The organism is uncultured Flavobacterium sp. (genome assembly GCF_963975005.1).
Lineage (GTDB): Bacteria > Bacteroidota > Bacteroidia > Flavobacteriales > Flavobacteriaceae > Flavobacterium.
This window is the reverse complement of record NZ_CAXBFR010000043.1, coordinates 1-22,125: the sequence shown is the minus strand read 5'-3', so window position 1 is coordinate 22,125 and position 22,125 is coordinate 1. Positions and strand designations below refer to the sequence as shown.

Annotated in this window: 22 protein-coding genes and 1 pseudogene; 9 read left to right on the top strand and 14 right to left on the bottom strand. The window is 29.6% G+C overall.

Annotated features, from left to right (window positions below; genetic code table 11):
• From AACZ53_RS07100 to AACZ53_RS07080, 5 genes are all read right to left on the bottom strand, one after another.
• Positions 1 to 886: CocE/NonD family hydrolase (locus AACZ53_RS07100; RefSeq protein WP_339836386.1), on the bottom strand; the 886-nt coding region annotated here is incomplete at its 3' end.
• Positions 887 to 1,103: 217 nt separating this feature from the next.
• Entirely contained in the window at positions 1,104 to 2,948 is a 1,845-nt protein-coding gene (locus AACZ53_RS07095) for a cystathionine beta-synthase (RefSeq protein WP_339836383.1), read from the bottom strand.
• A gap of 33 nt (positions 2,949 to 2,981) precedes the next feature.
• Positions 2,982 to 3,779 (bottom strand): 23S rRNA pseudouridine(2604) synthase RluF, encoded by a 798-nt coding sequence (gene rluF, locus AACZ53_RS07090; RefSeq protein WP_339836380.1) that lies wholly within the window; start codon positions 3,777 to 3,779, stop codon positions 2,982 to 2,984.
• A gap of 206 nt (positions 3,780 to 3,985) precedes the next feature.
• Positions 3,986 to 4,765: a C4-type zinc ribbon domain-containing protein gene (locus AACZ53_RS07085; protein WP_339836377.1), complete on the bottom strand. Its 780-nt coding sequence runs from the start codon at positions 4,763 to 4,765 to the stop codon at positions 3,986 to 3,988.
• A 3-nt stretch (positions 4,766 to 4,768) separates the two neighbouring features.
• Complete coding sequence (locus tag AACZ53_RS07080) at positions 4,769 to 5,863, bottom strand: Nif3-like dinuclear metal center hexameric protein (RefSeq protein ID WP_339836374.1); 1,095 nt, start codon at positions 5,861 to 5,863, stop codon at positions 4,769 to 4,771.
• A gap of 83 nt (positions 5,864 to 5,946) precedes the next feature.
• On the opposite strand from AACZ53_RS07080, the gene lpxK reads away from it, so the two are divergent.
• The gene (gene lpxK / locus AACZ53_RS07075; protein WP_339836372.1) at positions 5,947 to 6,966 is read left to right on the top strand and encodes a tetraacyldisaccharide 4'-kinase; all 1,020 of its coding nucleotides are present in this window, start codon (positions 5,947 to 5,949) and stop codon (positions 6,964 to 6,966) included.
• The gene (locus tag AACZ53_RS07070) at positions 6,938 to 7,753 is read left to right on the top strand and encodes a purine-nucleoside phosphorylase (protein ID WP_339836370.1); all 816 of its coding nucleotides are present in this window, start codon (positions 6,938 to 6,940) and stop codon (positions 7,751 to 7,753) included. Before lpxK ends, AACZ53_RS07070 begins: the two co-directional genes overlap by 29 nt.
• On the opposite strand, the gene AACZ53_RS07065 is transcribed toward AACZ53_RS07070, so the two are convergent.
• The 8 genes from AACZ53_RS07065 to recF all read right to left on the bottom strand — a co-directional run bounded on the left by AACZ53_RS07065 (position 7,736) and on the right by recF (position 15,514).
• Positions 7,736 to 9,214 carry an ATP-binding protein gene (locus AACZ53_RS07065; RefSeq protein ID WP_339836368.1) on the bottom strand — a complete coding sequence of 493 codons (1,479 nt, stop codon included), beginning with the start codon at positions 9,212 to 9,214 and terminating at the stop codon, positions 7,736 to 7,738. The two genes, AACZ53_RS07070 and AACZ53_RS07065, sit on opposite strands and share 18 nt — an antisense overlap.
• Positions 9,215 to 9,244: 30 nt before the next feature.
• Complete coding sequence (gene gap / locus AACZ53_RS07060) at positions 9,245 to 10,240, bottom strand: type I glyceraldehyde-3-phosphate dehydrogenase (protein ID WP_339836366.1); 996 nt, start codon at positions 10,238 to 10,240, stop codon at positions 9,245 to 9,247.
• A 114-nt stretch (positions 10,241 to 10,354) separates the two neighbouring features.
• Positions 10,355 to 11,230 (bottom strand): lipoyl synthase, encoded by an 876-nt coding sequence (gene lipA / locus AACZ53_RS07055; RefSeq protein WP_339836364.1) that lies wholly within the window; start codon positions 11,228 to 11,230, stop codon positions 10,355 to 10,357.
• 144 nt (positions 11,231 to 11,374) lie between these two features.
• Entirely contained in the window at positions 11,375 to 11,938 is a 564-nt protein-coding gene (locus AACZ53_RS07050; RefSeq protein WP_339836361.1) for a sigma-70 family RNA polymerase sigma factor, read from the bottom strand.
• Entirely contained in the window at positions 11,929 to 13,044 is a 1,116-nt protein-coding gene (locus AACZ53_RS07045; RefSeq protein WP_339836358.1) for a glycosyltransferase, read from the bottom strand. Before AACZ53_RS07045 ends, AACZ53_RS07050 begins: the two co-directional genes overlap by 10 nt.
• 10 nt (positions 13,045 to 13,054) lie before the next feature.
• Entirely contained in the window at positions 13,055 to 13,258 is a 204-nt protein-coding gene (locus tag AACZ53_RS07040) for a membrane or secreted protein (RefSeq protein ID WP_339836355.1), read from the bottom strand.
• Positions 13,259 to 13,373: 115 nt separating this feature from the next.
• Positions 13,374 to 14,381, bottom strand: coding sequence for a UDP-N-acetylmuramate dehydrogenase (gene murB / locus AACZ53_RS07035; protein ID WP_339836352.1), 1,008 nt, complete (start codon positions 14,379 to 14,381; stop codon positions 13,374 to 13,376).
• 53 nt (positions 14,382 to 14,434) lie between these two features.
• The gene (gene recF / locus AACZ53_RS07030; protein WP_339836349.1) at positions 14,435 to 15,514 is read right to left on the bottom strand and encodes a DNA replication and repair protein RecF; all 1,080 of its coding nucleotides are present in this window, start codon (positions 15,512 to 15,514) and stop codon (positions 14,435 to 14,437) included.
• 156 nt (positions 15,515 to 15,670) lie between these two features.
• On the opposite strand from recF, the gene AACZ53_RS07025 reads away from it, so the two are divergent.
• The 7 genes from AACZ53_RS07025 (at position 15,671) to AACZ53_RS06995 (ending at position 21,816) form a co-directional block, all read left to right on the top strand.
• Positions 15,671 to 16,453 (top strand): tetratricopeptide repeat protein, encoded by a 783-nt coding sequence (locus AACZ53_RS07025; RefSeq protein WP_339836346.1) that lies wholly within the window; start codon positions 15,671 to 15,673, stop codon positions 16,451 to 16,453.
• Between the two features lie 2 nt (positions 16,454 to 16,455).
• Positions 16,456 to 16,935 carry a 6,7-dimethyl-8-ribityllumazine synthase gene (gene ribH / locus AACZ53_RS07020; protein WP_339836344.1) on the top strand — a complete coding sequence of 160 codons (480 nt, stop codon included), beginning with the start codon at positions 16,456 to 16,458 and terminating at the stop codon, positions 16,933 to 16,935.
• 105 nt (positions 16,936 to 17,040) lie between these two features.
• Positions 17,041 to 17,316 carry a hypothetical protein gene (locus AACZ53_RS07015; RefSeq protein WP_339836341.1) on the top strand — a complete coding sequence of 92 codons (276 nt, stop codon included), beginning with the start codon at positions 17,041 to 17,043 and terminating at the stop codon, positions 17,314 to 17,316.
• Positions 17,317 to 19,152 (top strand): DNA mismatch repair endonuclease MutL, encoded by a 1,836-nt coding sequence (mutL, locus tag AACZ53_RS07010; RefSeq protein ID WP_339836339.1) that lies wholly within the window; start codon positions 17,317 to 17,319, stop codon positions 19,150 to 19,152.
• Complete coding sequence (locus AACZ53_RS07005) at positions 19,149 to 19,898, top strand: rhomboid family intramembrane serine protease (RefSeq protein WP_339836337.1); 750 nt, start codon at positions 19,149 to 19,151, stop codon at positions 19,896 to 19,898. Before mutL ends, AACZ53_RS07005 begins: the two co-directional genes overlap by 4 nt.
• Positions 19,899 to 19,926: 28 nt before the next feature.
• Positions 19,927 to 20,769, top strand: a complete 843-nt coding sequence (locus AACZ53_RS07000) for a rhomboid family intramembrane serine protease (RefSeq protein ID WP_339836335.1) — start codon at positions 19,927 to 19,929, stop codon at positions 20,767 to 20,769.
• A 6-nt stretch (positions 20,770 to 20,775) separates the two neighbouring features.
• Positions 20,776 to 21,816: an endonuclease/exonuclease/phosphatase family protein gene (locus AACZ53_RS06995; RefSeq protein ID WP_339836333.1), complete on the top strand. Its 1,041-nt coding sequence runs from the start codon at positions 20,776 to 20,778 to the stop codon at positions 21,814 to 21,816.
• A 3-nt stretch (positions 21,817 to 21,819) separates the two neighbouring features.
• Here AACZ53_RS06995 and AACZ53_RS06990 read toward each other — a convergent pair.
• Positions 21,820 to 22,101, bottom strand: a pseudogene (locus AACZ53_RS06990) (WbqC family protein); the annotation flags it as partial.
• Positions 22,102 to 22,125 lie beyond the last annotated feature (24 nt).

Genomic DNA, 22,125 nt, shown 5'->3' with positions numbered 1-22,125 from the left:
TTTTCATTTCGGTATCACGAATTACAGCATTACTATAAGCACGTTTAGATTCATCGCCACTGTGAATAAAATCATATAAAACATCTACATCTTCTCCTAAATAACCTCCAGGTGAGCGCACTAATCCGTTAGAACGATAATAATGATAATAAGATGTATTTGGAGCAACTGGGATGATAACTTCTAATCCTTTTACTCCTGTTGTAGCCGCTGCAAGTGGAATAGTTCCATTATATGAAGTTCCTGTCATGCCTACCTTTCCAGTAGTCCAATAAGCCTTAACTTTTTCGTTTCCATCAGGTGTTGTATATCCTTTTGCACGTCCGTTTAACCAATCTACTACTGCTTTTGGAGCTAAAGATTCGTTTTCACCTCCAACTGTTGGAGATCCTTGAGACAAACCTGTTCCAGGAGAACAAGAATGAACCACAATAAAACCTCGAGGCAACCAAGTTGAGACTTGTGAGTTTGATATAATAGGACGTTTACCTGTTCTAACCACTTCTGCATGAACACGTTCTTTTCCTATTTCTCCTAATTCATGATTTACATCCCAAAAACCACCTTCTACATCTGGTGCAACACCAGAATAATAGGGGCTTGATTCATAAATTACAGGAAGTTTTAATCCTTCAGTATCAGTTTGAATAGGTCTAGTGACATCAACATACATTCGGTCTTTTTTACCATCACCATCAGTGTCAAAAGTTGTTTCTACCCAAAGATCATGTCTAATCCATTTTTCAGAATCTTTAAATTCAGGAACAATTTGTGCCTCACCATTTTCAAAAATAGGAACAGATTTTACCACCGTTTGTGCTTGAGCAGAAATAAAAGGTAAAATTAGTATTGATAAAAAGAAACTTAATTTGATTAGTTTTTTCATGGTTCTTTTGTCTTTATTATCTTAATGTTTGCTTGCAGTTTATGCTATAAATTGTGGTATATTAATCACAAGCATAACAAATATAGACAAAATTTTGAATCGTAGTGATTTTAAAGAAGGAAAAAACAAAGTCCAAACCATTAAAATAAAACTTTTTTTAGAAGTAATTTTTTAGCTTTCTGTATACCAATTCTATTTTATGTATTGTAAACTAATTTCAAATACTTTCAACAAACTTTAAAAATACTTTTTTGTGAAGTTCAAGATCTAAATTAGGAGAAAGTGATGCACGAACAATATAATCTTTGTCACCTTCTTTTGTAGTTCCTTGAGTAGATGTTGCTGGTATCGTCCAATAACAACCTTTTAACTGTCCGTAACTTACACAGAATTTACTTTCGTTAGGAATTTCGGTAATCATTAAATGGATTAATTTAAGATTTAAGGCTCTTTTATAAGTTTCTTTTTCTGCATCAGTATTTCCTTTTGTAGGAAGATCTAATGAAAACACTGAAGGTGTAAATCCTTGTTCGGCTAATTCCTCTGAAACAAAATTTATTTTGGCTTCAGGCAAAGTAGCGTTGATAAAGTTTACAAAATCACGAGTGTTTTTATAAGCATCAATAATTCTTTGATTCATTGAAGGCAATTGTTTGGCTAATATCTCATATTGAAGCGCTGTAGCTTCATTATCACAAAGATCTAGATGTATGGCTATTTTTTTCATCAAAGCAGCTGTTTTTTTATTCCCTACACAGTAACCAGCAGTACATTGTCCGCCACTTGGAAATTTCGATCCACTTGCAAATGAAATCGTTCTAACCGTTGCAAGTATGTCTTCTTCTCCTAGAAAGTGTACATTAGGACAAAAAGTTTGATCTAAAATAAAAACAGGATCGATGGCAATTGTGCCTTTAGTAGTTTTGCGTTCTTGACTTAAAACATTTTTTAAATCTATAAGATTAGGAACTTCGACTCTTGGGTTTGTTGGAATCTCAGCAATGATGTATGGAACTGCATCTTCATTTGCAATTTGAGTTAAAACAGTGTTTATACTTTGGACCATGTCATTGTCACCATCTACTAGTAAATCTACTATTTCAACATTATCAATACAAGCTGCAACACGTCTTGCTTGGTCATTTGTTCCACCATAACAATTAGGAGGAACGATAATTTTGATCGCTTTCCCTTTATGTTTCTCTATTGCATCGTGAATTAATCCCATTAAAATTGCATACTGAATTGATAATCCACTTGAAGCAACTAATGGTTTTGTGTTTGTATTTGTAATCTTTTTAATTGAATTTAAGACCGCTTTTTTGTCGGCTTCAATATTTCTAGTTGTAGTATTAACAGTAGCTTGAGATACAAGAAGCTTCAAAGCTGAAAGAGAATCATCTGGTGTCATCGCAATGGTTTCTCTTCTTCTTACATGCTGAATGTCTGAAATATAATTTTCATTTTGCGCTCCGTTTACAACCAAAACACTTCCTAAGTTGTTATAAAGACTTACAAGAAAATCAACTCCAGTTGGAATGTTAATTACACCAAATTTTTCTTCATTTGAAATTAAAATAGTACTACCATTAAAAGCTGGAATTGCTTCTGTGTTTTCAATTTTCTTTAAATCAAAAGTATAGCCATAAATGGTTTTTACTATTTCAGCATCAAAAAAAGCAGGTAATTCATCCGTATAAATAATTTGGGTATTTTTATGGTCTAATAAATTTTTTCTTAGAACAGCTAAAACAGGAACTGTCATTGATGAGAAACTAATTACATTTTCTGATTTTAGATTGTTTAAGTTAGCAATTCCCCATTCTAGCACACATGATAAAGGATGGCCTAAGCGAATATAATCATAAGCAGTAGGTAACTCATTTAGTGCTGATGAGTCAGAATTATTGTTATTGTATAAGGTTTCAAACTGGTCTAAAAATTGAGTTTTGGCTGCTTTTTCATCATAAATATCTAATCTATGAGTTGTTATATTTAACCAGCCAGTAGGCATATTTTTTAGTACTTCTTTAATGTAATTTAGCATTTTATTTTCTTTCATTATTTTTCTTTTGATAGTTGAAGGAAGCATTAATTATTTCTTCTTAAAAGTCTTATTAGGAGTTGCTCTTTGTCCGGGTATACTTCTGTCAACTTTTGGTAAACTAGCTTCTTCTGTTTTGCTTGAAGGTTCGATTAATTCATTTAGTTGTGTGATTTCAGATTCAGTTAAATCTCTGTATTTTCCAACAGGAACGTCTAATGAAATATTAATGATACGAGTTCGTTTTAGGGCAACAACGTCGTAATCTAAATATTCACACATTCTACGAATTTGACGGTTTAACCCTTGCGTTAAAATTATTCGAAAAACGGTTTTACTAATTTGTTCTACTTTACATTTTCGTGTTAAAGTTTCTAAAATCGGAATTCCGTTACCCATTCTTTGGATAAAACGTTCTGTAATTGTTTTGTTTACAGTTACAATATATTCTTTTTCGTGGTTGTTTCTGGCGCGAAGAATTTTATTGACAATATCACCATCATTGGTCATGAAAATCAATCCCTCGCTGGCTTTGTCTAAACGTCCAATAGGAAAAATACGTTCTGGATAATTGACATAATCAACAATATTATCACGCACACTTTGATTAGTTGTGCATTCAATTCCAACAGGTTTGTTAAAAGCTAAATAAATACGTTTTTCAGTATTTTCATTAATCATAACACCATCGACACGAACTTCGTCTTTTGAAGTTATTTTAGTTCCCATTTCTGGCACAACTCCATTTATTGTAACTCTTCCTTGATCGATTAACTTATCGGCTTCTCTGCGAGAACAATACCCAGATTCTGATAAAAATTTATTAATTCGTGTTTCATTTTCTTCCATACGACAAAGATATGAAATAGAATTATGAATTATGAATTTCTAAAGCTTCAAGATTATTTAGAATTTAGTATAAAATGAAAAATTAGTTTAAACTGTTAGAAGTTAAAAGACCAAAAATTTCATGTTATTCTATGTGTTTTTAAAAATGCTAATCTATAATCAAAAATAAAAGCAAAAAAAAATCCCGATTTTCATCGGGATTCATATTACATTTTAGCAAAAAGCTTTTCCATTTTTTCTCTTTCTTCTTCAGCTAACATACTGTCAACTAAAATTCTACCACTGTGTTCATCAGTGATGATTTTCTTTCTACCAGCAATTTCCATTTGAGTTTGTGGTGGAATTGTAAAAAAAGATCCTGCAGAAGCACCACGTTCGATAGAAACAACTGCCATTCCGTTTCTTACACTAGATCTAATTCTATTGTAAGCGTTTAACAATCTTTCTTCTATTTGTTTTTGATATTCTTCTGATTTTTTAGTTAAGAACGTTTCTTCTTTTTCAGTTTCAGATAATATATCGTTTAATTCAGATTTTTTATGTTTTAAGTGCGTTTGTTTAGATTCTAAACGCTCTTTAGATTGACCGATTACTTCTTTTTTGTGTTCTAAAGAAGCTTTCATTTCCTTAATATGCTTTTCGGCCAATTGAATTTCTAATTCTTGAAATTCCATTTCTTTAGCTAAAGAGTTGAATTCTCTATTGTTACGAACATTCTTTTGTTGTTCTAAATATTTTTTAATTGATGCTTTATGTTCATCAATTGCGTTTTTCTTTTCTTTAATCTTTTCATCAATGCTTTCCAAGTCAGCTTTTAACTTATCTAAACGAGTAGTTAATCCTGTAACTTCATCTTCTAAATCTTCAACTTCTAAAGGTAATTCACCTCTAACATTTCTGATTTCATCAATTTTAGAATCGATTAGTTGTAAAGCATATAATGCTCTTAATTTGTCTTCAACGTTTAATTCTTTAGTAGCTGCCATATTTTAAAAGTACTTAACTGGATTTGTATTTTCTTGTGATAAAATGATTGCAAAATTAGTGATTTTTTCTTTAAGATAATCAACAATATAGTTTTTTGTAAATCTTTCACTTTCAAAATGGCCAATATCGGCCAATAAAAGGTGATTTTCAGCTTCATAAAATTGATGGTATTTTAAATCTGCTGTAAGATAAGCGTCTGCTCCAGAGGCAATAGCGTTCTTTATAGCATAACTTCCTGATCCACCAAGAACAGCAACTTTTTTAATAGGTTTTCCTAAAAGTTTACTATGTCTTATACCTTTGCAATCTAGTTTTTCTCTAATTAATTGTAAGAAATCTGATTCTGAAAGAGCATTTTTTAGCGAGCCAACTCTTCCTAAACCTATATTTTGATGTTTGTTTTCGATGTTATAAATTTCATAAGCCACTTCTTCATACACATGATTTGAAAATAAAGCTTTTATGATTTTTGATTGCAAATGTTTTTCAAATGTGACTTCAATTTTGATTTCTTTAGCTTCTACAAATTCAAATCGAGAACCAACTTCTGGGTTGCTATTTTCATTTCCCATGTATGTTCCGATGCCTTGACTGCTGAAACTGCAATCTTCATAATTTCCTATATTTCCAGCACCAGCGTCAAATAAAGAATTTCTTAATTTTTCAGCATTATCAGAAACCGTATAAGTCACTAATTTTTGAATATAATTCTCTTTTGGAATTAATACTTTTGAATTTTCTATTCCTAAAGCATCACAAAATATTTTATTAACTCCATCTTTATGATTATCTAAAGCAGTGTGAACAGCATAAATAGCAATATCTTTTTTAATAGCTTTAATAACAGCTCTTTCTACATAGTTTTTGCCTATAATTTTTTTTAAACCTCCAAAAAGAATAGGATGAAAACATACCACCAAATTACATTTGTTAGCAATAGCTTCATCAATGACAACTTCTAATGCATCGTGACAAACTAAAATTCCAGTAAGATTTGCATTTTCGTCACCAACTAGTAAACCTACATTGTCAAAACTTTCGGCATAACCTAGTGGAGCCATTTTTTCAAGGATTGCAAGTGTGTCTTTGATTTTCATTTGAATGTAATTTTTGTTTAACAAAGTAACGAATAATCATTTCAAGATAAAAATTAGATGCAAAAAAAGTGTATTTTCGTGCTATGAATATTTTTCGAAAACTACTTTTTCCGGTTGCCTTAATCTATTGGCTTGTGACTTTTATTAGAAATTTTCTATATGATATAGGAATGTTTAAAAGTGAATCCTTTGATATTCCGATTATTGCAGTTGGAAATTTAAGTGTTGGTGGCACAGGAAAATCACCTCAAATTGAATATTTAATTCGATTATTGTCGAGTAAATATCAAGTAGCAACTTTAAGTCGTGGCTATAAAAGAAGTACAACAGGTTTTGTTTTAGCAGATCATAATGCGAATGCGAATACACTTGGTGATGAACCTTTTCAGTTTTTTTCAAAATATCCAAAAATAATAGTGGCTGTTGATGAAAATAGAGTAGAAGGAATTAAGATTTTATTAGAATTAGATAAAAAACCAAACCTAATTTTATTAGATGATGCTTATCAGCATAGGAAAGTTAAAGCTGGATTTTATATTTTATTAACTGCTTACGACGATTTATTTTGTGATGATTTTATTTTGCCTTTCGGGAATTTACGCGAAACAAGTTTTGGAAAAAATCGTGCTGATATGATAATTGTCACTAAATGTCCTAACAATATAGACGAACTTGTACAAAAGAAAATTAAAGATAAATTGAAAGTTCTGCAACCTATTTACTTTACTACAATTTCTTATGATGTGAATGTATATAATGAATCAGGACAACTTTCGGTAAATGAAATTAAAGAGGAAGAAAAAGTTGTAGTTGCCGGAATTGCAAAGCCAAAACCATTTTTTGATTTTTTAGAAGCCAAATCAAGTGAAACAATGATTTTTTCTGACCATCACAATTTTGAAGAAAGAGATATAAATTCAATTTTAAATAAAGCAAAAAAAAATAAAATCATTACAACCGAAAAGGATTATGTAAGATTGAAAGATAAGTTGCCAAAAGAACAACTTTATTATTTACCGATTCAATCGCGATTTTTAAATGCTAGTACTCATTTTGATAAAACAATAAATAATTATGTGGAACAAAGTCCAAGAAACCGTTAGTTTTATTCAGTCAAAAACTAATAATTTTAAACCCGATTTTGGAGTTATATTAGGTTCAGGTTTAGGAAATTTTTCAGAAGATATTCAAATTGAGTATACTTTAGCTTATAAAGACATTCCTAATTTTCCAGTTTCAACGGTTGAAGGTCATAAAGGAGCTTTATTATTTGGATCAATTGGTTCGAAAAAAGTAATGGCGATGCAAGGTAGATTTCATTTTTATGAAGGATATGCTATGCAAGAAGTTACTTTTCCGGTTCGTGTAATGAAATATTTAGGCTTGCAAAAGTTAATTGTGTCAAATGCTTCTGGTGGTGTTAATTCAAATTTTGTTGTAGGTGATATTATGATAATCACGGATCACATTAACATGATGCCAGAACATCCTTTAAGAGGTCATAATGATGAACGTTTTGGACCGCGATTTGTAAATATGAGTGAGCCTTATTCTAGAAAGTTAATTCTAAAAGCAAAAGAAATTGCTAAAGAATTAAATATTGATGTTAAAGAAGGAGTTTATGTAGGTTTGCAAGGACCAACTTTTGAAACGTTAGCTGAATATAAAATGGTAAAAGCTATTGGTGGTGATTGCGTTGGAATGTCAACCGTACCAGAAGTAATTGTAGCGAAACACATGAATATGGATTGCTTTGGAGTTTCGGTAATTACAGATATGGGTGATGTCGAAAATATAGGTGAAGTTAATCACGAAGAAGTTCTTAAAGCAGCAAAAAAAGCAGAACCAAATGTTAGAAATTTAATCAAGAATTTAATTATTAGCGGTTAATTGTTTGATTATCGTCTTGTAAAATAATTTTATATCAGTTGGTTTACTTATGTAATCATTCATTCCTTTTGATTTTAAGTTTTTGAAGCACTCTTCACCTTCAATTGAAATTGCCGTAAAAGCAATAATTGGTGTTGTAGTATTGAATTCTCTTATTTTTTCAGAAATCTTATCTCCATTTATGTCAGGTAGGTTGATATCCATGATTATAATATCATAGTTATTTTGGTTTGATAATTTTAAAGCTTCTTTGCCGTTTGAAGCAACAGTGCAATAGGCATTATGTTTTTCAATGAGTTTTCTTGTGACTATTTGTGTAATATTATTATCTTCAACTAATAAGAAGTTTTTATTTTCCAAAATCGAATAGTCAATTTCATAAATTGGTTCAAATTCATCTTTAGCAATTTTAAAAGCAAGTTCGAAATTAAAATTACTGCCAATATTTTCTTCACTATTTAAATTTATTGAACTTCCTAAATGTTCCAATAATTTTTTCACAATAGTTAAACCTAAACCTGTTCCTCCAAATTTTCTATTTATTTCAGTTGAACCTTGCGTAAAGTTTTCAAAAATTAATTCTTGTTTGTCTTTGGAAATTCCCATTCCATTATCAATTATTTCAAATTTTATGGTTACTTCTTGATCTGTTATTTTACTTATTTTTAAATTAGTGGTTACTGTTCCATTGCTGCTGAATTTTATAGCATTTGAAATTAAATTAATTAAAATTTGGGTTAGTTTAGTTGGATCACCAATAACTTTTCTAGGAATTTTATCGTCAATAATTATCTTACACGTTACATTATTTAATTTTGCAATTTCATAAAGCGATTTGTCAATATTTATAATTTTTTTTCTAAGATTAAATTCTATTTCTTCTGTTATTAAATTTGGAGACTCAATCTTATTAATTTGAAGTACATCATTAATTAAGTTCATCAAATGACCGGTCGAAATTTTTAGGGAAATTAAATTTTCCATTTGACTTTCTTTTGGTTCTTCATTAATTAATATTTCGGAGATAATATTAATTGCATTTAAAGGAGTTCTAAGTTCATGACTTATAGTTGCTAAGAAATCACTTTTGGCTTTAATTGCTTTTTCTGACTTTTCCTTTTCTCGTTCTAATTCCTTATTTTTTTCTTTTAAAAGATTGTGGCTTTTAAATTCAATTGTGTTGTTTTTATATAATGATAAACTTAAAAGAGATAATATTGCAACCAAAGAAATGCTTAAAAGGTTTACTAATTTGTTAAAATGTTCTGTTTTGTCATTTTCAGAAATATTTTTTTTCGGAAGATTATTTTCTGAACTAATATTGATTTTATTAGTTGTTTTTGTTTCTATTAAAGTTGTTTTAATTGTATTTATATCTGGGGAAGATATAAATGTTACAATAGTTTTTGTATTAGCATTAAGGCTAAAAAAAATAAAAACAAAAAGAATTAACCTTTTCATATATAGTTTATTATAAAGGAAATATATGAATTATTTTTCTATAAAAGTTATCAAATCAATAATTCTCGACGAATAACCAATTTCATTGTCATACCAACCAACTATCTTAACCATATTGTCAATAACCGAAGTTAATTGAGCATCAAAAAGGCATGAATTTGTATTGCCAATTATATCAACAGAAACAATTGGATCTTCTGTGTAGTCTAAAATTCCTTTTAAATTACTAAAAGAAGCATTTTTAAAAGCGGTGTTAATTTCTTCGATAGTTACTTTTCTTTTTACATTTAGAGTAATATCAGTTAAAGAACCATCTGGAACAGGAACACGAATTCCACAACCACCAATTTTACCTTCTAATTGAGGAAATATTTTAGTCAAAGCCTTAGCAGCACCAGTCGTTGTTGGAACAATTGATTGTGATGCACCTCTTGCTCTTCTCAAATCTTTATGAGGTTGATCATGTAGGCTTTGGTCTGTTGTGTAGGAGTGAATTGTAGTAATGTAAGCTTGTTCAATTCCACACAATTCTTGCATGATTTTAAGCATTGGAGCAGCATTATTAGTAGTGCAACTCGCGTTTGAAACTATAGTTTCGGAACCATCTAAGATGTGTTCGTTTACACCAAGAACAACTGTTTTTATGGTTTCATCTTCTGGAGGAACAGATAAAATTACTTTTTTGGCTCCAGCTAAAATGTGTTTGTTTAATAATTCTGAAGTTTTAAATTTTCCAGTAGCTTCAATTACTACATCAATATTTAAAGATTTCCAATCTAGATTTTTAATTTCTTTTTCATTGAAAAACAGATAAGATTTATCATTGATGACAATCGAATTTGAAGTATGAGATATTTTTTCTTTTAAAACACCATGAATACTGTCATATTTGATTAAATGACTCATGGTTTTTGTATCGGCAATATCATTAATGGCAATAACTTCTATTGTAGGATGATTTAATAATAAGCGAAAAACATTTCGACCTATTCTTCCAAAACCATTAATTGCAATGCGTGTTTTCATTTTTTTTTGTGGTTTTTTAGGGTAAATGTTTAAAAGGTTTTGAGTTTAAAAGGTTTTATGTTTATTGTAGCACTTGACTTTTAATCTTTTAAACTCATAACCTTTTAACCTCTTTTATAAAATATGTTTTTCTGCGTGATAGGATGAGCGAACTAAAGCACCGCTTTCAACATGTCTAAAGCCAAGTTCTTTTCCGATTTTTTCGTACTTTTCAAATTGTTCTGGAGTGATGAATTCTTTAACAGGCAAGTGTTTTTTTGAGGGTTGCAGATATTGTCCAATAGTTACAATGTCTACTTTAGCATTTGCTAGATCGTGTAAAACTTCGATGACTTCTTCTTCGGTTTCACCTAAACCTAGCATAATTCCAGATTTAGTTCTTTTGATTCCTTGTTCTTTTAAGTAACGTAAAACCTCTAAACTTCTATCATATTTCGCTTGTATACGAACTTCACGAGTTAAACGTTTTACTGTTTCCATATTATGGGAAACAACTTCTGGCGCAACTTCAACGATTCTGTCAATATTTCTAGTGTTTCCTTGAAAATCAGGAATAAGTGTCTCTAAAGTTGTGGTTGGATTCATTCTGCGAATAGCTTTTACTGTTTCAGCCCAAATGATGGAACCCATGTCTTTAATATCATCTCTATCTACACTAGTAATTACGGCATGTTTGATGCTCATTAACTTAATAGATCGAGCTACTTTTTCAGGTTCATCCCAATCTACATCTTCTGGACGACCCGTTTTGACACCACAAAAGCCACAAGAACGCGTACAAATATTTCCTAAAATCATAAAAGTTGCAGTTCCTTCACCCCAACATTCTCCCATGTTTGGGCAACTTCCGGATGCGCAAATAGTATTTAGTTTATATTTATCAACCAAACTACGGAGTTCAGTGTATTTTTTTCCTGTCGGAAGTTTTACACGAAGCCATTTTGGTTTTGGTTCTCTTGGTGGAAATACATTTTCTATAGCGCTGTTCATTTGCTTAAAATTTGAAAAGCAAAGATACAATTTCAATTGCAAAATTCAATTGTAAAATTCAATTATCAATTATTAAATATTTCACAAAATGTATAAAAAACGGATTGAAATTATTCTAGTGTTTTATTTTAGCTTTAGAAATTCTTATTTCTTCCTAATAATTTCTGCTAACAATTTTTTACCCCGTAGTAATTTGATTTTTATGTTATTTAAAGGCTCTTCTAATTGGTCAGCCATGTCTTGATAGCTCATTTCTTGAAAATAACGCATTTGAATAACTTCTTGATAAGCAGGTTTTAACTCTTTTATGCACAGTAATAATTGTGCTAAATTTTGTTCAATAATTAATTCATCTTCTGCTGTTGGAGAGTCATCAGCTATAGAATTGGCATAACTGTTATTTTCATCATCGTTATTAACAAACAAAGATGATTTCTTTTTTCGAAGCATATCAATATGAACATTTTTAGCAATTGCTATTAACCAAGTATTAAAACCATATTCAGCATTATAGTTGGTAATTTTATCAAAAGCTTTTGCAAATGTTTCTATAACAATATCTTCGGTATCTGTTTCATTTTCAGTTCGTTTTATCATAAAACCATAGACTTCATTCCAATAGAAATCTAGCAAAAAAGTAAAGGCAATTTGGTCACCAGTTTTTGCTTTTTCAATATTGTTTTGTATGATAGCTGATGTTACTTCCAATGTACTGGTTTTGAGAAAATATTAGTTAAAAATATGTTGACATGTGTAAATATAAGCACTAATTCTATAATTGGATACCAATACATTACATCTTTTTCATTTAATTTTCCAGCTCCATAACCTAATGAAATCCAACAGAAAATATATCTAAAAAAAACTATCCCTAAAACAATCATCCATTGAAATTGAAACGCTAACAAAAAAATTGCTAAAACAAAGAATAATAATTGAGAAAGAAAATATAATCCTAGTTGAAATTTGTCAAATGATTTGTATAATTTGGCGGTAGTTACGTGTCTTCTTTTTTGGTTAAACCAGTCTTTATAGGTAGTTCTTGGAGTTGAATAGGTAAAACTTTTAGGTGTGTAAACAAGAGCTGTATTTTCTTTATTAGCTACTTGGTTGATAAATAAATCATCATCTCCAGATCTTACCTTCATGTGATCAATAAAACCATTGTTGTCAAAGAAAACAGATTTTTTATAAGCTAAATTTCGACCAACTCCCATGTAAGGTTTTCCCACTTTTGCCCAAGAGAAATATTGAACTGCCGTCAATAAAGTTTCGTAACGAATAACTTTATTTAAAAACGAATTTTTAATTTTATCATAACCGCCATAACCTAAAACAATAGTTTTTTTCATTGTGAATTGTGCAGTAATTTGCTGCAACCAATCCTGAGAATTTGGATAACAATCTGCATCAATAAAGACTAAGTATTCTTTTGTTGCAGCTTTAATTCCTAGTGTTAATGCGAATTTTTTGTTTCCCCAAAAGGCTTCGTTATTTTCAACTTTGACTAATTTTACATTTGGATATTGTTTCTCGTATTCTTCAAAAATATCTAAAGTCTCATCACCTGAAGCATCATCAATTAAAACGATTTCGTAATCAGTATAATTTTGATTAATCAATAAAGGAAAAAATTTCTTTACGTTTTCAGCTTCGTTTTTTGCGCAAACAATAACAGAAACGGGAATTTTTTTTGATGAAATAGTTTGGATTTTGGCAAATGAGAATTGACCAAAAATTACGACATAATAAACAAATTGAATGAGAACTATTGCTATTAAAATATAAAGCAAAATGAATAAAATCATTTCCATTAAAATAAAATTAGGTATGACTTGTTTCTTTACAGTCTTTCATTTCTTCTTGAGTTTTTCCGCAAAAACCACAATTTTCTCCATCTTTATTTAAAAAAGGACTTTGACTAGCACATGTTCCAGCAAATTTTCCGTCTTTTTTCGCCCAAATTTTAATAGCAATTCCAGCAAATGCTAGGGCTAATAATACTATGGTAATTAAAATAAGTTTCATCTTTTTATGTAATTTTTATTTGTTGCAAAGATAGGTAGAAATTTAGAATTTAGAATTCAGAATTCAGAATTTTTGTATAAACTTGGAATTTGGAATTTTTATATTGGAATTTATTCTAAATCACATTCACTTCTGCTTCAATGTAAATTCCAAAAATGTTTAAAATAGTTTGCTGAATGTTTTTTGAAACTGCTAAAATTTCTTGTCCAGTTGCATTGCCATAATTCACTAATACTAAAGCTTGATTTTTATGAATTCCAGCGTCACCAAAGCGTTTTCCTTTAAAACCTGCTTGTTCAATTAACCAACCAGCCGGAACTTTAACTTCAGTTTCTGAAACTTTATAATGAGGCATTTCCGGATGATTTTTTTTGATAATATCATAAGCAGCTTTCAGAATAATTGGATTTTTAAAGAAACTTCCACTATTTCCAAGTTCTTTTGGGTTTGGTAATTTACTTTGTCTTATTGAAATCACTGCATTACTAACATCTTTAATGGTCGGATTTGTAATGTTGTTTTTTTCTAATTCAATATCAATTGCTCCATAAGAAGTATTGATTTTATGATTCTTCTTCGTTAGTTTGAATGTTACGTCTGTAATTATATATTGATTTTTTAATTCATTTTTGAAGATGCTTTCTCTGTAGCCAAAACGACAAGTTTCTTTATCAAATGATTTTATGCTTTGAGTTAAAATTTCCATAGCAGTGCAACTATCAAAAGTATCTTTAATTTCAATTCCATAAGCACCAATATTCTGAATTGGAGTAGTGCCAACATTTCCCGGTATTAGTGATAGATTTTCTATTCCACCAAAACCATTTTCAATACACCAAAGTACAAATTCATGCCAATTTTCTCCAGCTTGTGCTCTTATCCATGCAAAGTTTTCGTCTTCTTTTACGACTTCTATTCCTTTTAAATTTACATGAACTACTAATTTTTCAATATTTTGAGTCAAAAGCATATTGCTTCCGCCACCAAGAACAAAAATATTTTGATTAGTTTTTAAAACTGAAGCCAATTCAGTTGTGTTTGAAACGGCAACAAACTCTTTTGCTTGAGCTGAAATACCAAATGTATTGTATGCTTTTAATTGAAAATTTGACTTAAAATTCATATGTAAAAATTAAGACGCAAAAATAAGATTTATTATTCAATAATAATATCAACTTAAAGTTTAAAAATCTTATACGATTGAAGAGTAGATTGAATAATCGTTTCTGTTCTCTGCTCGTGTGTGTCTGTGATGAAAATTTGTCCAAAAACATCATTATTTACCATAGAAACTATTTTTTGAACTCGAGTCTCATCTAATTTGTCAAAAATATCATCAAATAACAGAATGGGTAATACGCCACTTTTTTCTTTGATAAATTCAAATTGAGCAAGTTTTAAAGCTATTAAAAATGATTTTTGTTGTCCTTGTGATCCGAATTTTTTAATAGGAAAACCATCAATTTCAAAGGATAAATCATCTTTGTGTATTCCGACCGAAGTATATTGTATGGCTTTGTCTTTGGGTAAATTATTTTTCAATAAGTTTTCTAACGAATTTTCAAACAATTGACTTTCGTATTTTAGTTGTACTTCTTCTGCAGAATCTGTTATGGTTTGATGGTGTTTTTGAAAAATCGGAATAAAACTATCTAAAAATTGTTTTCTTTTATTAAAAATTTTTAAGCCAATAATTGACATTGGTTCATCATAAATAGCTAAATTATCTGCATCAAAAACATGATTTAAAGCAAAATACTTCAACAAGGCATTTCTTTGGGATACGATTTTTTGGTAGCGAATTAATTCATTTAAATATGAACTATCTAAAATAGAAATTACACTATCAATAAACTTTCTCCTGGTTTCGCTGCCTTCAGTTATTAAGTCAGAATCAGAGGGAGAAATAATCACTAAAGGAATAAAACCTATATGTTCAGAAAGTTTTTCATATATTTTTCCGTTGCGTTTTATAGTTTTCTTTTGGCCTTTTTTTAGACTACAAACTACTTTTTCTTCCTTATTTTCTTTTTCGAATATTCCATCTATAACAAAAAACTCCTCACCATGCTTTATATTTTGACTTGCTGATGGATTAAAATAACTTTTCCCATAGGCCAAATGATAAATAGCATCTAAAATATTTGTTTTTCCAACACCATTTTTCCCAACAAAACTATTGATTTTGGTATCAAAGTCATATTGCAGGTCAGTTATGTTCTTGTAATTAAGTAAGGAAATGGATTTTAAAAACACTAGTAAATTTAAGGTTTTAGAGGTGAAAAAATTGCAAAGCACAAATTTAAGTGTAAATTATGGAATAATAATAGTGAGAATGTTTTTAATTTTCTTAAATTTTTTATGGCTAATTCAATAAAAGTTATATTTTTGCACCTCATTAAATTAAAATAAATGGCAACGTATAACAAAAGAGGATATAAAGCACCTAAACCGAAAGATATTGCAGATGATGCAACAAATGAAATAGATGGAACTTTTGATGGTGATAGTACTACTGCAGAAGTTTTTGAAACCTTAGACGTTCAAGCTAACAAAGCTGAAGACTGGGTTGTTAAGAACCAAAAATTAATAATGGGAATTGTTGGAGCAATAATTCTTTTATTAGTCGCATATTTTGCTTACGATAGATTTATTGTTGAGCCAAATGAAGAAAAAGCGGTGAACGAAATGTTTCAAGCACAACAATATTTTAAGCAAGCAGTTGAGGCACAAGCTACTCCAGATTCATTATTTAATCTAGCCTTAAAAGGTGGTGAAGGAAAGTTAGGATTTGAAGGAATTATTTCGGAATATTCTGGAACTAAGTCAGCTAACTTGGCTCAGTATTATGCTGGGATGTCTTATTTAAACTTAAAAGATTATAAAAATGCAGTTGAGCATTTAGAAAAATTTTCTTCTGATGATGAAATGTTAAAACCAATTGCTTTAGGAGCTATCGGTGATTCATTTTCTGAATTGAAAAAAGTTGATGATGCACTTTCATATTATTTAAAAGCAGCTGAAGCTTCTGATAATGATTTTACTTCTCCTCGTTACTTTATGAAACATGGCTTATTAGCTATGATGAATGGTAAAAAAGAAGCAGCTTTAAAGTCTTTTAAAACAATTAAAGAAAAATATAGCACTTCTTCAGAAGCTGCAAATATTGACGGATACATTGCAAGAGTTGAATAAATATGGCAACAGAAAATAAAAATTTATCTAATTACGATAAAAACACAATCCCAAACGTGAAAGATTTTCGGTTTGGGATTGTTGTTTCAGAATGGAACGATGATGTAACAGAAGGTCTTTTTAAAGGTGCTTTTGAGACACTAGTAGACTGTGGTGCATTGTCAGAAAACATTGTAAGATGGAATGTGCCAGGAAGCTTTGAATTAATTTTTGGAGCAAAAAAAATGCACGAAGAATCAGAAGTTGATGTTGTAATTGTAATTGGATCTCTAATTAAAGGAGAAACAATGCATTTTGAATATGTTTGTGAAGGAGTTACACAAGGAATAAAAGATTTAAACTTGATGTACGATGTTCCTACGATATTTTGTCTTTTAACAGACAACAACAAACAACAATCATTAGATAGAAGCGGTGGAAAGCACGGAAACAAAGGTGTGGAAGCAGCCATTGCAGCTATTAAAATGGTAACTTTGGGTTAAATTTTACTTAAAAAATAGTTAACCTACTCATTTGAGTAGGTTTTTTTATGGCTTTTAGCTAATAATTCTGTAAATTTGATTATTATTTAAATAACAAAAAATGCTATGTTTATTAAATCATTGTTAAGGCTTCATTCTCATAGAAGGTTCGATTATCAACCTCGTTATTATGATGAACAAAAAGAACAAAGAGAACAAAGACTTGAAAATAGACGATTATTGAGAGATACAGAAAAGCGTATTTCTTTTAGAACGGGTTGGCATGCAGAAAGTAAAATGCATTCTTCAAGGTCTAGTAGTTTTAGAATAGCAATAATAGCTGGTGTTTTAATCTTAATTTGTTACTTCATTTTACGTTCGCTAAATATTGATTTATATTAAATGTCAGCAAAAATAAAACTATTACCTGATCATGTTGCCAATCAAATTGCCGCTGGAGAAGTTGTTCAACGACCTGCTTCTGTAGTCAAAGAATTGATTGAAAATGCAGTAGATGCTAATGCTACAGAAATAAAATTAATAATAAAAGACGCTGGAAAAACCTTAATTCAAGTAATTGATAATGGTTCTGGTATGAATATTATCGATGCAAGAATGTGTTTTGATCGCCATGCTACTTCAAAAATAAAAAATGCAGAAGATTTATTTGATTTACATACCAAAGGGTTTCGTGGTGAAGCTTTAGCTTCAATTGCTGCTATTGCCCATGTTGAATTAAAAACGAAACTAGCAACTGAAGAATTAGGAACACATATAATAATTGAAGGAAGTAAATTTACGTCACAAGATGTTGTTGTGTCTCCAACTGGAACTTCTTTTTCGGTCAAAAATTTATTTTATAATATTCCAGCCCGAAGAAATTTTCTTAAATCAGATACAGTAGAATTTAGGCATATTGTAGACGAGTTTCAGCGTGTAGCTTTGGCTCATCCAAATATTTGTTTCATTTTATATCACAATGGAGTAGAATATTTAAACTTACCCATTTCAAATTATAGACAACGTATTGTAAATCTTTTTGCAGGAAAAACCAACGAAAAATTAGTTCCTGTAACTGAAAATACAGATATAGTTGCAATTCACGGATTTGTTTCAAAACCTGAATTCGCCAAAAAAAATAGAGGGGAACAATTTCTATTTGTTAACGATAGATATATAAAAAGTGGTTACTTGCATCATGCGATTATGAATGCTTATGATGGTTTATTAAAAGAAGGAACACAACCTTCTTATTTTTTATATTTTGATGTACCAAAACATACCATTGATATTAATATTCATCCAACAAAAACAGAAATTAAGTTTGATGATGAGCAATCTATTTATGCAATTCTAAGAGCTAGTATTAAGCATAGTTTGGGTCAGTTTAATGTGTCTCCAATTTTAGATTTTGAACGGGATTCTAATTTAGATACACCTTATGAATATTCTAAAAAAGAAGCAGATATTCCAGTAGTTGAATTTGACACAACTTTTAATCCGTTTAAAAAATCTGATGATAAGCCTGTCCGTCAAGTTTACCAAAAAAAAGAAACGGCTAATTGGGAAAGTTTGTATGTTGGATTGACCGATGAATTTCAATCTAAAAGCAATCACTATGAAGCGGACGAAGTCGCTACTTCATTATTTGATGATGTAGAAGTAGATTCAGTAGTTCAAAAAAACTATCAATTACAGAAAAAATATATCATAAGTCCAATAAAATCAGGTTTATTAATTATTGATCAACGCAAAGCTCACCAGCGTATTTTGTATGAACAATTTTTGACAAATATTACTATATTAAAAGGAAATAGTCAGCAATTGTTGTTTCCTTTGTCAATTATAATGTCATCACACGAACTAGAATTGCTAAAAGAATTAAAAGTTCAATTAGAACATACAGGTTTTGTATTCGATAAATTCACAAAAGAAACCGTTATTTTTTCAGGAATTCCGACCAATGTTCAAGAAGGAAAAGTGCCTAGTTTGTTAGATGATTTAGTTAACGACTTGCAACAAGATTTTCCACAAAGTAGTTTTTCGCAAAATGATAGCATAGCTAAATCTATGGCAAATAGTTTAGCAATAAAAACAGGAACTTATTTAACACAGTTAGAAATAGACAACATGGTCAATGCTATGTTTGCTTGTAAAGATCCAAATATTTCACCTTTTCATAAACCAACATTCATCACAATAACAACGGATGATTTAGATAAACGATTTTCTTTATGATGAACATCACCGAAACAGTGAAACAGCTGTTGATAATTAACGTTTTATTTTTCATAGGAAGCCAATTTGTACCTGCTTCATATGATTTATTAGCTTTGCATTATTTTGAAAGCGATAAATTTAAGCTATGGCAACCATTAACTTCTATGTTTATGCATGGAGGTTTAATGCATATTGCTTTTAATATGTTTGCTCTGTATTCTTTCGGAAGTGCTTTAGAACATAGATGGGGTGCAAAGAAGTTTATCTTTTTCTACATTTCTTGTGGTTTAGGTTCAGCCGTATTATATTCTGCTTTTAATTATTATCAATTTCATGAAGCTATTCAACCCTTATTAGACGGTGGTTTGTCTAAATCAACGATTTTAGAAGCAATGAATACACAAAAATTCAATTCGTTTGATGGAATAATTTCTCAAGAACAATTTAATTCCTTTTCAAGTGTATTTTATGGAACAGCTGTTGGTGCTTCTGGTGCAATATATGGCTTATTAGTTGCGTTTGCTTTTTTATATCCAAATGCTGAGTTAGCTTTGATGTTTATTCCAGTTCCGATAAAAGCCAAATATTTTGTTCCTGGAATTTTAGTTATTGATTTAGTTTTAGGATTAAAAGGGAATTCGCTTTTTGGTGATGGTGGCACAGGAATTGCTCATTTTGCTCATTTAGGTGGTGCATTATGTGGTTTCATAATGATGTGGTATTGGAAGAAAAATCAATTTAACGATAACCGTTGGGATAGATAAGGATAATTAGATTTCAGAATATAAATACATGAATATTTTCCAAGATTTAAAAAATCAATATACAAATAACGGTATTGTTCAAAAACTTATTTTTTGGAACATAGGCTTATTTTTGTTGACTATTATTTTCTTTTATAATTTTAAATCGGGTGATTTTTCTTTTCCTAGTTGGGTTGCTTTGTATTCTTCATTTTCAGATGTACTAACAAAACCATGGACATTGATTTCTTATTTGTTTGTGCATTCAGGATTTATTCATCTATTGTTTAATATGCTGATGTTGCATTTTGTAAGCCGATTTTTCCTTACATTTTTTACTGAAAAACAATACTTAGTAGTTTATTTACTTGGAGGAGTTTTTGGTGGATTGGTATTTGTTACAATTTATTATTTTTTAGGAATAAGAATTCCAGTTGTTGGAGCAAGTGGTGCTATTATGACTTTATTAGTTGCAGCAACAGCTTATTCACCTTATTATATTTTACAAATTCCTTTGATTGGAAGAATAAAATTGTGGCATGTAACGGCTTTAATTCTTTTCATAGATATTCTGCAATTATTGTTGGTAAATACGGGTGGACATATTGTTCATCTTTCTGGAGCTTTTTTCGGTTTCTTATACGTATTTTTGTTAAAGAGAGGTACAGATTTAGCCAAACCTTTTTCTAATTTATCTTTTAAAAGACCTTTAAAAAAGAAAACACCTTTTTCAAAAGTTCATGTAAATAAAGCTGCATCAAACCTTTCTAAAGCTCCTAAAACAGATGTTGAGCAGAAAAAAGTTGATGATATTTTGGATAAAATAAGTAAATCAGGTTATGATAGTTTGACAAAAGAAGAAAAAGAATTTCTTTTTAAACTTGGAAAATAAGTAAGGATGAAGAACCAAACATGGTTAAGTAAAATTATGCGTTTTTTAAATATTGTACTAGTTATAGTTACAATACTTGCTTATGTTTTACCTTTTTTAGCACCCAAATTATTTCCTTTGTTAAGTGTGTTTACCTTGGTTTTGCCTCTTCTATTAATTCTGAATTTTCTGTTTTTTGTTTATTGGTTACTTCAATTAAAAAAATACACTTTCATTTCTGGAATTGTATTGTTATTAGGGATAACATTCATTAATAAGCTATATAAATTTTCTGAAACTAATTTGCCAGAATCAGAAAACGACTTTGTTATAATGAGTTATAATGTACGGTTATTCAATTTGTATGAATGGTTGCCCAAAAAAGATGTGCCAAAAGAAATTAATAAATTTATAGCTCAAGAAAATCCAGAAATATTATGTATTCAAGAATTTTCTCCTGTTGAGGCAATCAATTTTAGTCAATACAAATATAATTACATTAACGTAGAAGGAAGGAAAAACAAATATGGTCAAGCTATTTTTTCTAAATTTAAAATAATAAATGAAGGAGAAATTGCATTCCCACATTCCTCTAATAAAGTGATTTATGTAGATGTTTTAAAGAAAAAAGATACGATTAGAGTGTATAGTATGCACATGCAATCTGTAAAAATTAGTACAGATATAAATGAGAAAATTGATGAGGCAAAATCAAAATTTATTTTCAAAAGAATTAGTGAAGCTTTCACAGAACAACAACAGCAAGCAGAATTAATTAGGAAAAATGTAGAGGATTGTAAATTGCCAAAAATTATTTGTGGTGACATGAATAATAGTGCTTTTTCATATGTTTATAGATTAATTAAAAACGATTTAAAAGATTCGTTTGAAGAAGCAGGTTCAGGTTTTGGTAAAACCTATAATTTTAAATATTATCCAGCACGAATAGATTATTTATTAGTTGAAAAAGAATTCGCAGTGAAACAATACCAGTCATTTGATTCTTTTTTTAATAGTGATCACTTTCCGATTTCTACAAGATTAGAATTGAAAAAGAAAGACAAATAGTATTTATAAAGTTTGCTTTTTCAAATAATCAACAGCATATCTTCCTTCATTAAATAATAAATCTAGAATACTGAGATTATTAATAAAACCATGTTTGTCATCAAATACTTGAGTATAGGATTCTAATTGAGTAGTATCTTTTTTTCCATCGACTAAATAGCGTAAATCATTTTCGTTTTTAATAGTATGAAAATATTCTGTCGTTTTTGAAAAAGATAAATCAATTCCTAAACATGAATTTACGATTTCAAATGTTTCGAAATTTAAATCCATTAAGAATTTATATTACAACTGCAAGTTTTACAAAGG

Bases quoted from the DNA above. Each gene is read 5' to 3' on its own strand.
- AACZ53_RS07015 (WP_339836341.1), top strand. From the start codon at position 17,041: ATGTTTATTAAATCATTGTTAAGGCTTCATTCTCATAGAAGGTTCGAT.
- ribH (WP_339836344.1), top strand. From the start codon at position 16,456: ATGGCAACAGAAAATAAAAATTTATCTAATTACGATAAAAACACAATC.
- AACZ53_RS07005 (WP_339836337.1), top strand. From the start codon at position 19,149: ATGATGAACATCACCGAAACAGTGAAACAGCTGTTGATAATTAACGTT.
- AACZ53_RS07070 (WP_339836370.1), top strand. From the start codon at position 6,938: ATGTGGAACAAAGTCCAAGAAACCGTTAGTTTTATTCAGTCAAAAACT.
- gap (WP_339836366.1), bottom strand. From the start codon at position 10,240: ATGAAAACACGCATTGCAATTAATGGTTTTGGAAGAATAGGTCGAAAT.
- mutL (WP_339836339.1), top strand. From the start codon at position 17,317: ATGTCAGCAAAAATAAAACTATTACCTGATCATGTTGCCAATCAAATT.
- AACZ53_RS07045 (WP_339836358.1), bottom strand. From the start codon at position 13,044: ATGGAAATGATTTTATTCATTTTGCTTTATATTTTAATAGCAATAGTT.
- AACZ53_RS07095 (WP_339836383.1), bottom strand. From the start codon at position 2,948: ATGAAAGAAAATAAAATGCTAAATTACATTAAAGAAGTACTAAAAAAT.
- AACZ53_RS06995 (WP_339836333.1), top strand. From the start codon at position 20,776: ATGAAGAACCAAACATGGTTAAGTAAAATTATGCGTTTTTTAAATATT.
- AACZ53_RS07080 (WP_339836374.1), bottom strand. From the start codon at position 5,863: ATGAAAATCAAAGACACACTTGCAATCCTTGAAAAAATGGCTCCACTA.
- AACZ53_RS07000 (WP_339836335.1), top strand. From the start codon at position 19,927: ATGAATATTTTCCAAGATTTAAAAAATCAATATACAAATAACGGTATT.
- AACZ53_RS07065 (WP_339836368.1), bottom strand. From the start codon at position 9,214: ATGAAAAGGTTAATTCTTTTTGTTTTTATTTTTTTTAGCCTTAATGCT.
- murB (WP_339836352.1), bottom strand. From the start codon at position 14,381: ATGAATTTTAAGTCAAATTTTCAATTAAAAGCATACAATACATTTGGT.
- AACZ53_RS07025 (WP_339836346.1), top strand. From the start codon at position 15,671: ATGGCAACGTATAACAAAAGAGGATATAAAGCACCTAAACCGAAAGAT.
- rluF (WP_339836380.1), bottom strand. From the start codon at position 3,779: ATGGAAGAAAATGAAACACGAATTAATAAATTTTTATCAGAATCTGGG.
- lipA (WP_339836364.1), bottom strand. From the start codon at position 11,230: ATGAACAGCGCTATAGAAAATGTATTTCCACCAAGAGAACCAAAACCA.
- AACZ53_RS07040 (WP_339836355.1), bottom strand. From the start codon at position 13,258: ATGAAACTTATTTTAATTACCATAGTATTATTAGCCCTAGCATTTGCT.
- AACZ53_RS07085 (WP_339836377.1), bottom strand. From the start codon at position 4,765: ATGGCAGCTACTAAAGAATTAAACGTTGAAGACAAATTAAGAGCATTA.
- lpxK (WP_339836372.1), top strand. From the start codon at position 5,947: ATGAATATTTTTCGAAAACTACTTTTTCCGGTTGCCTTAATCTATTGG.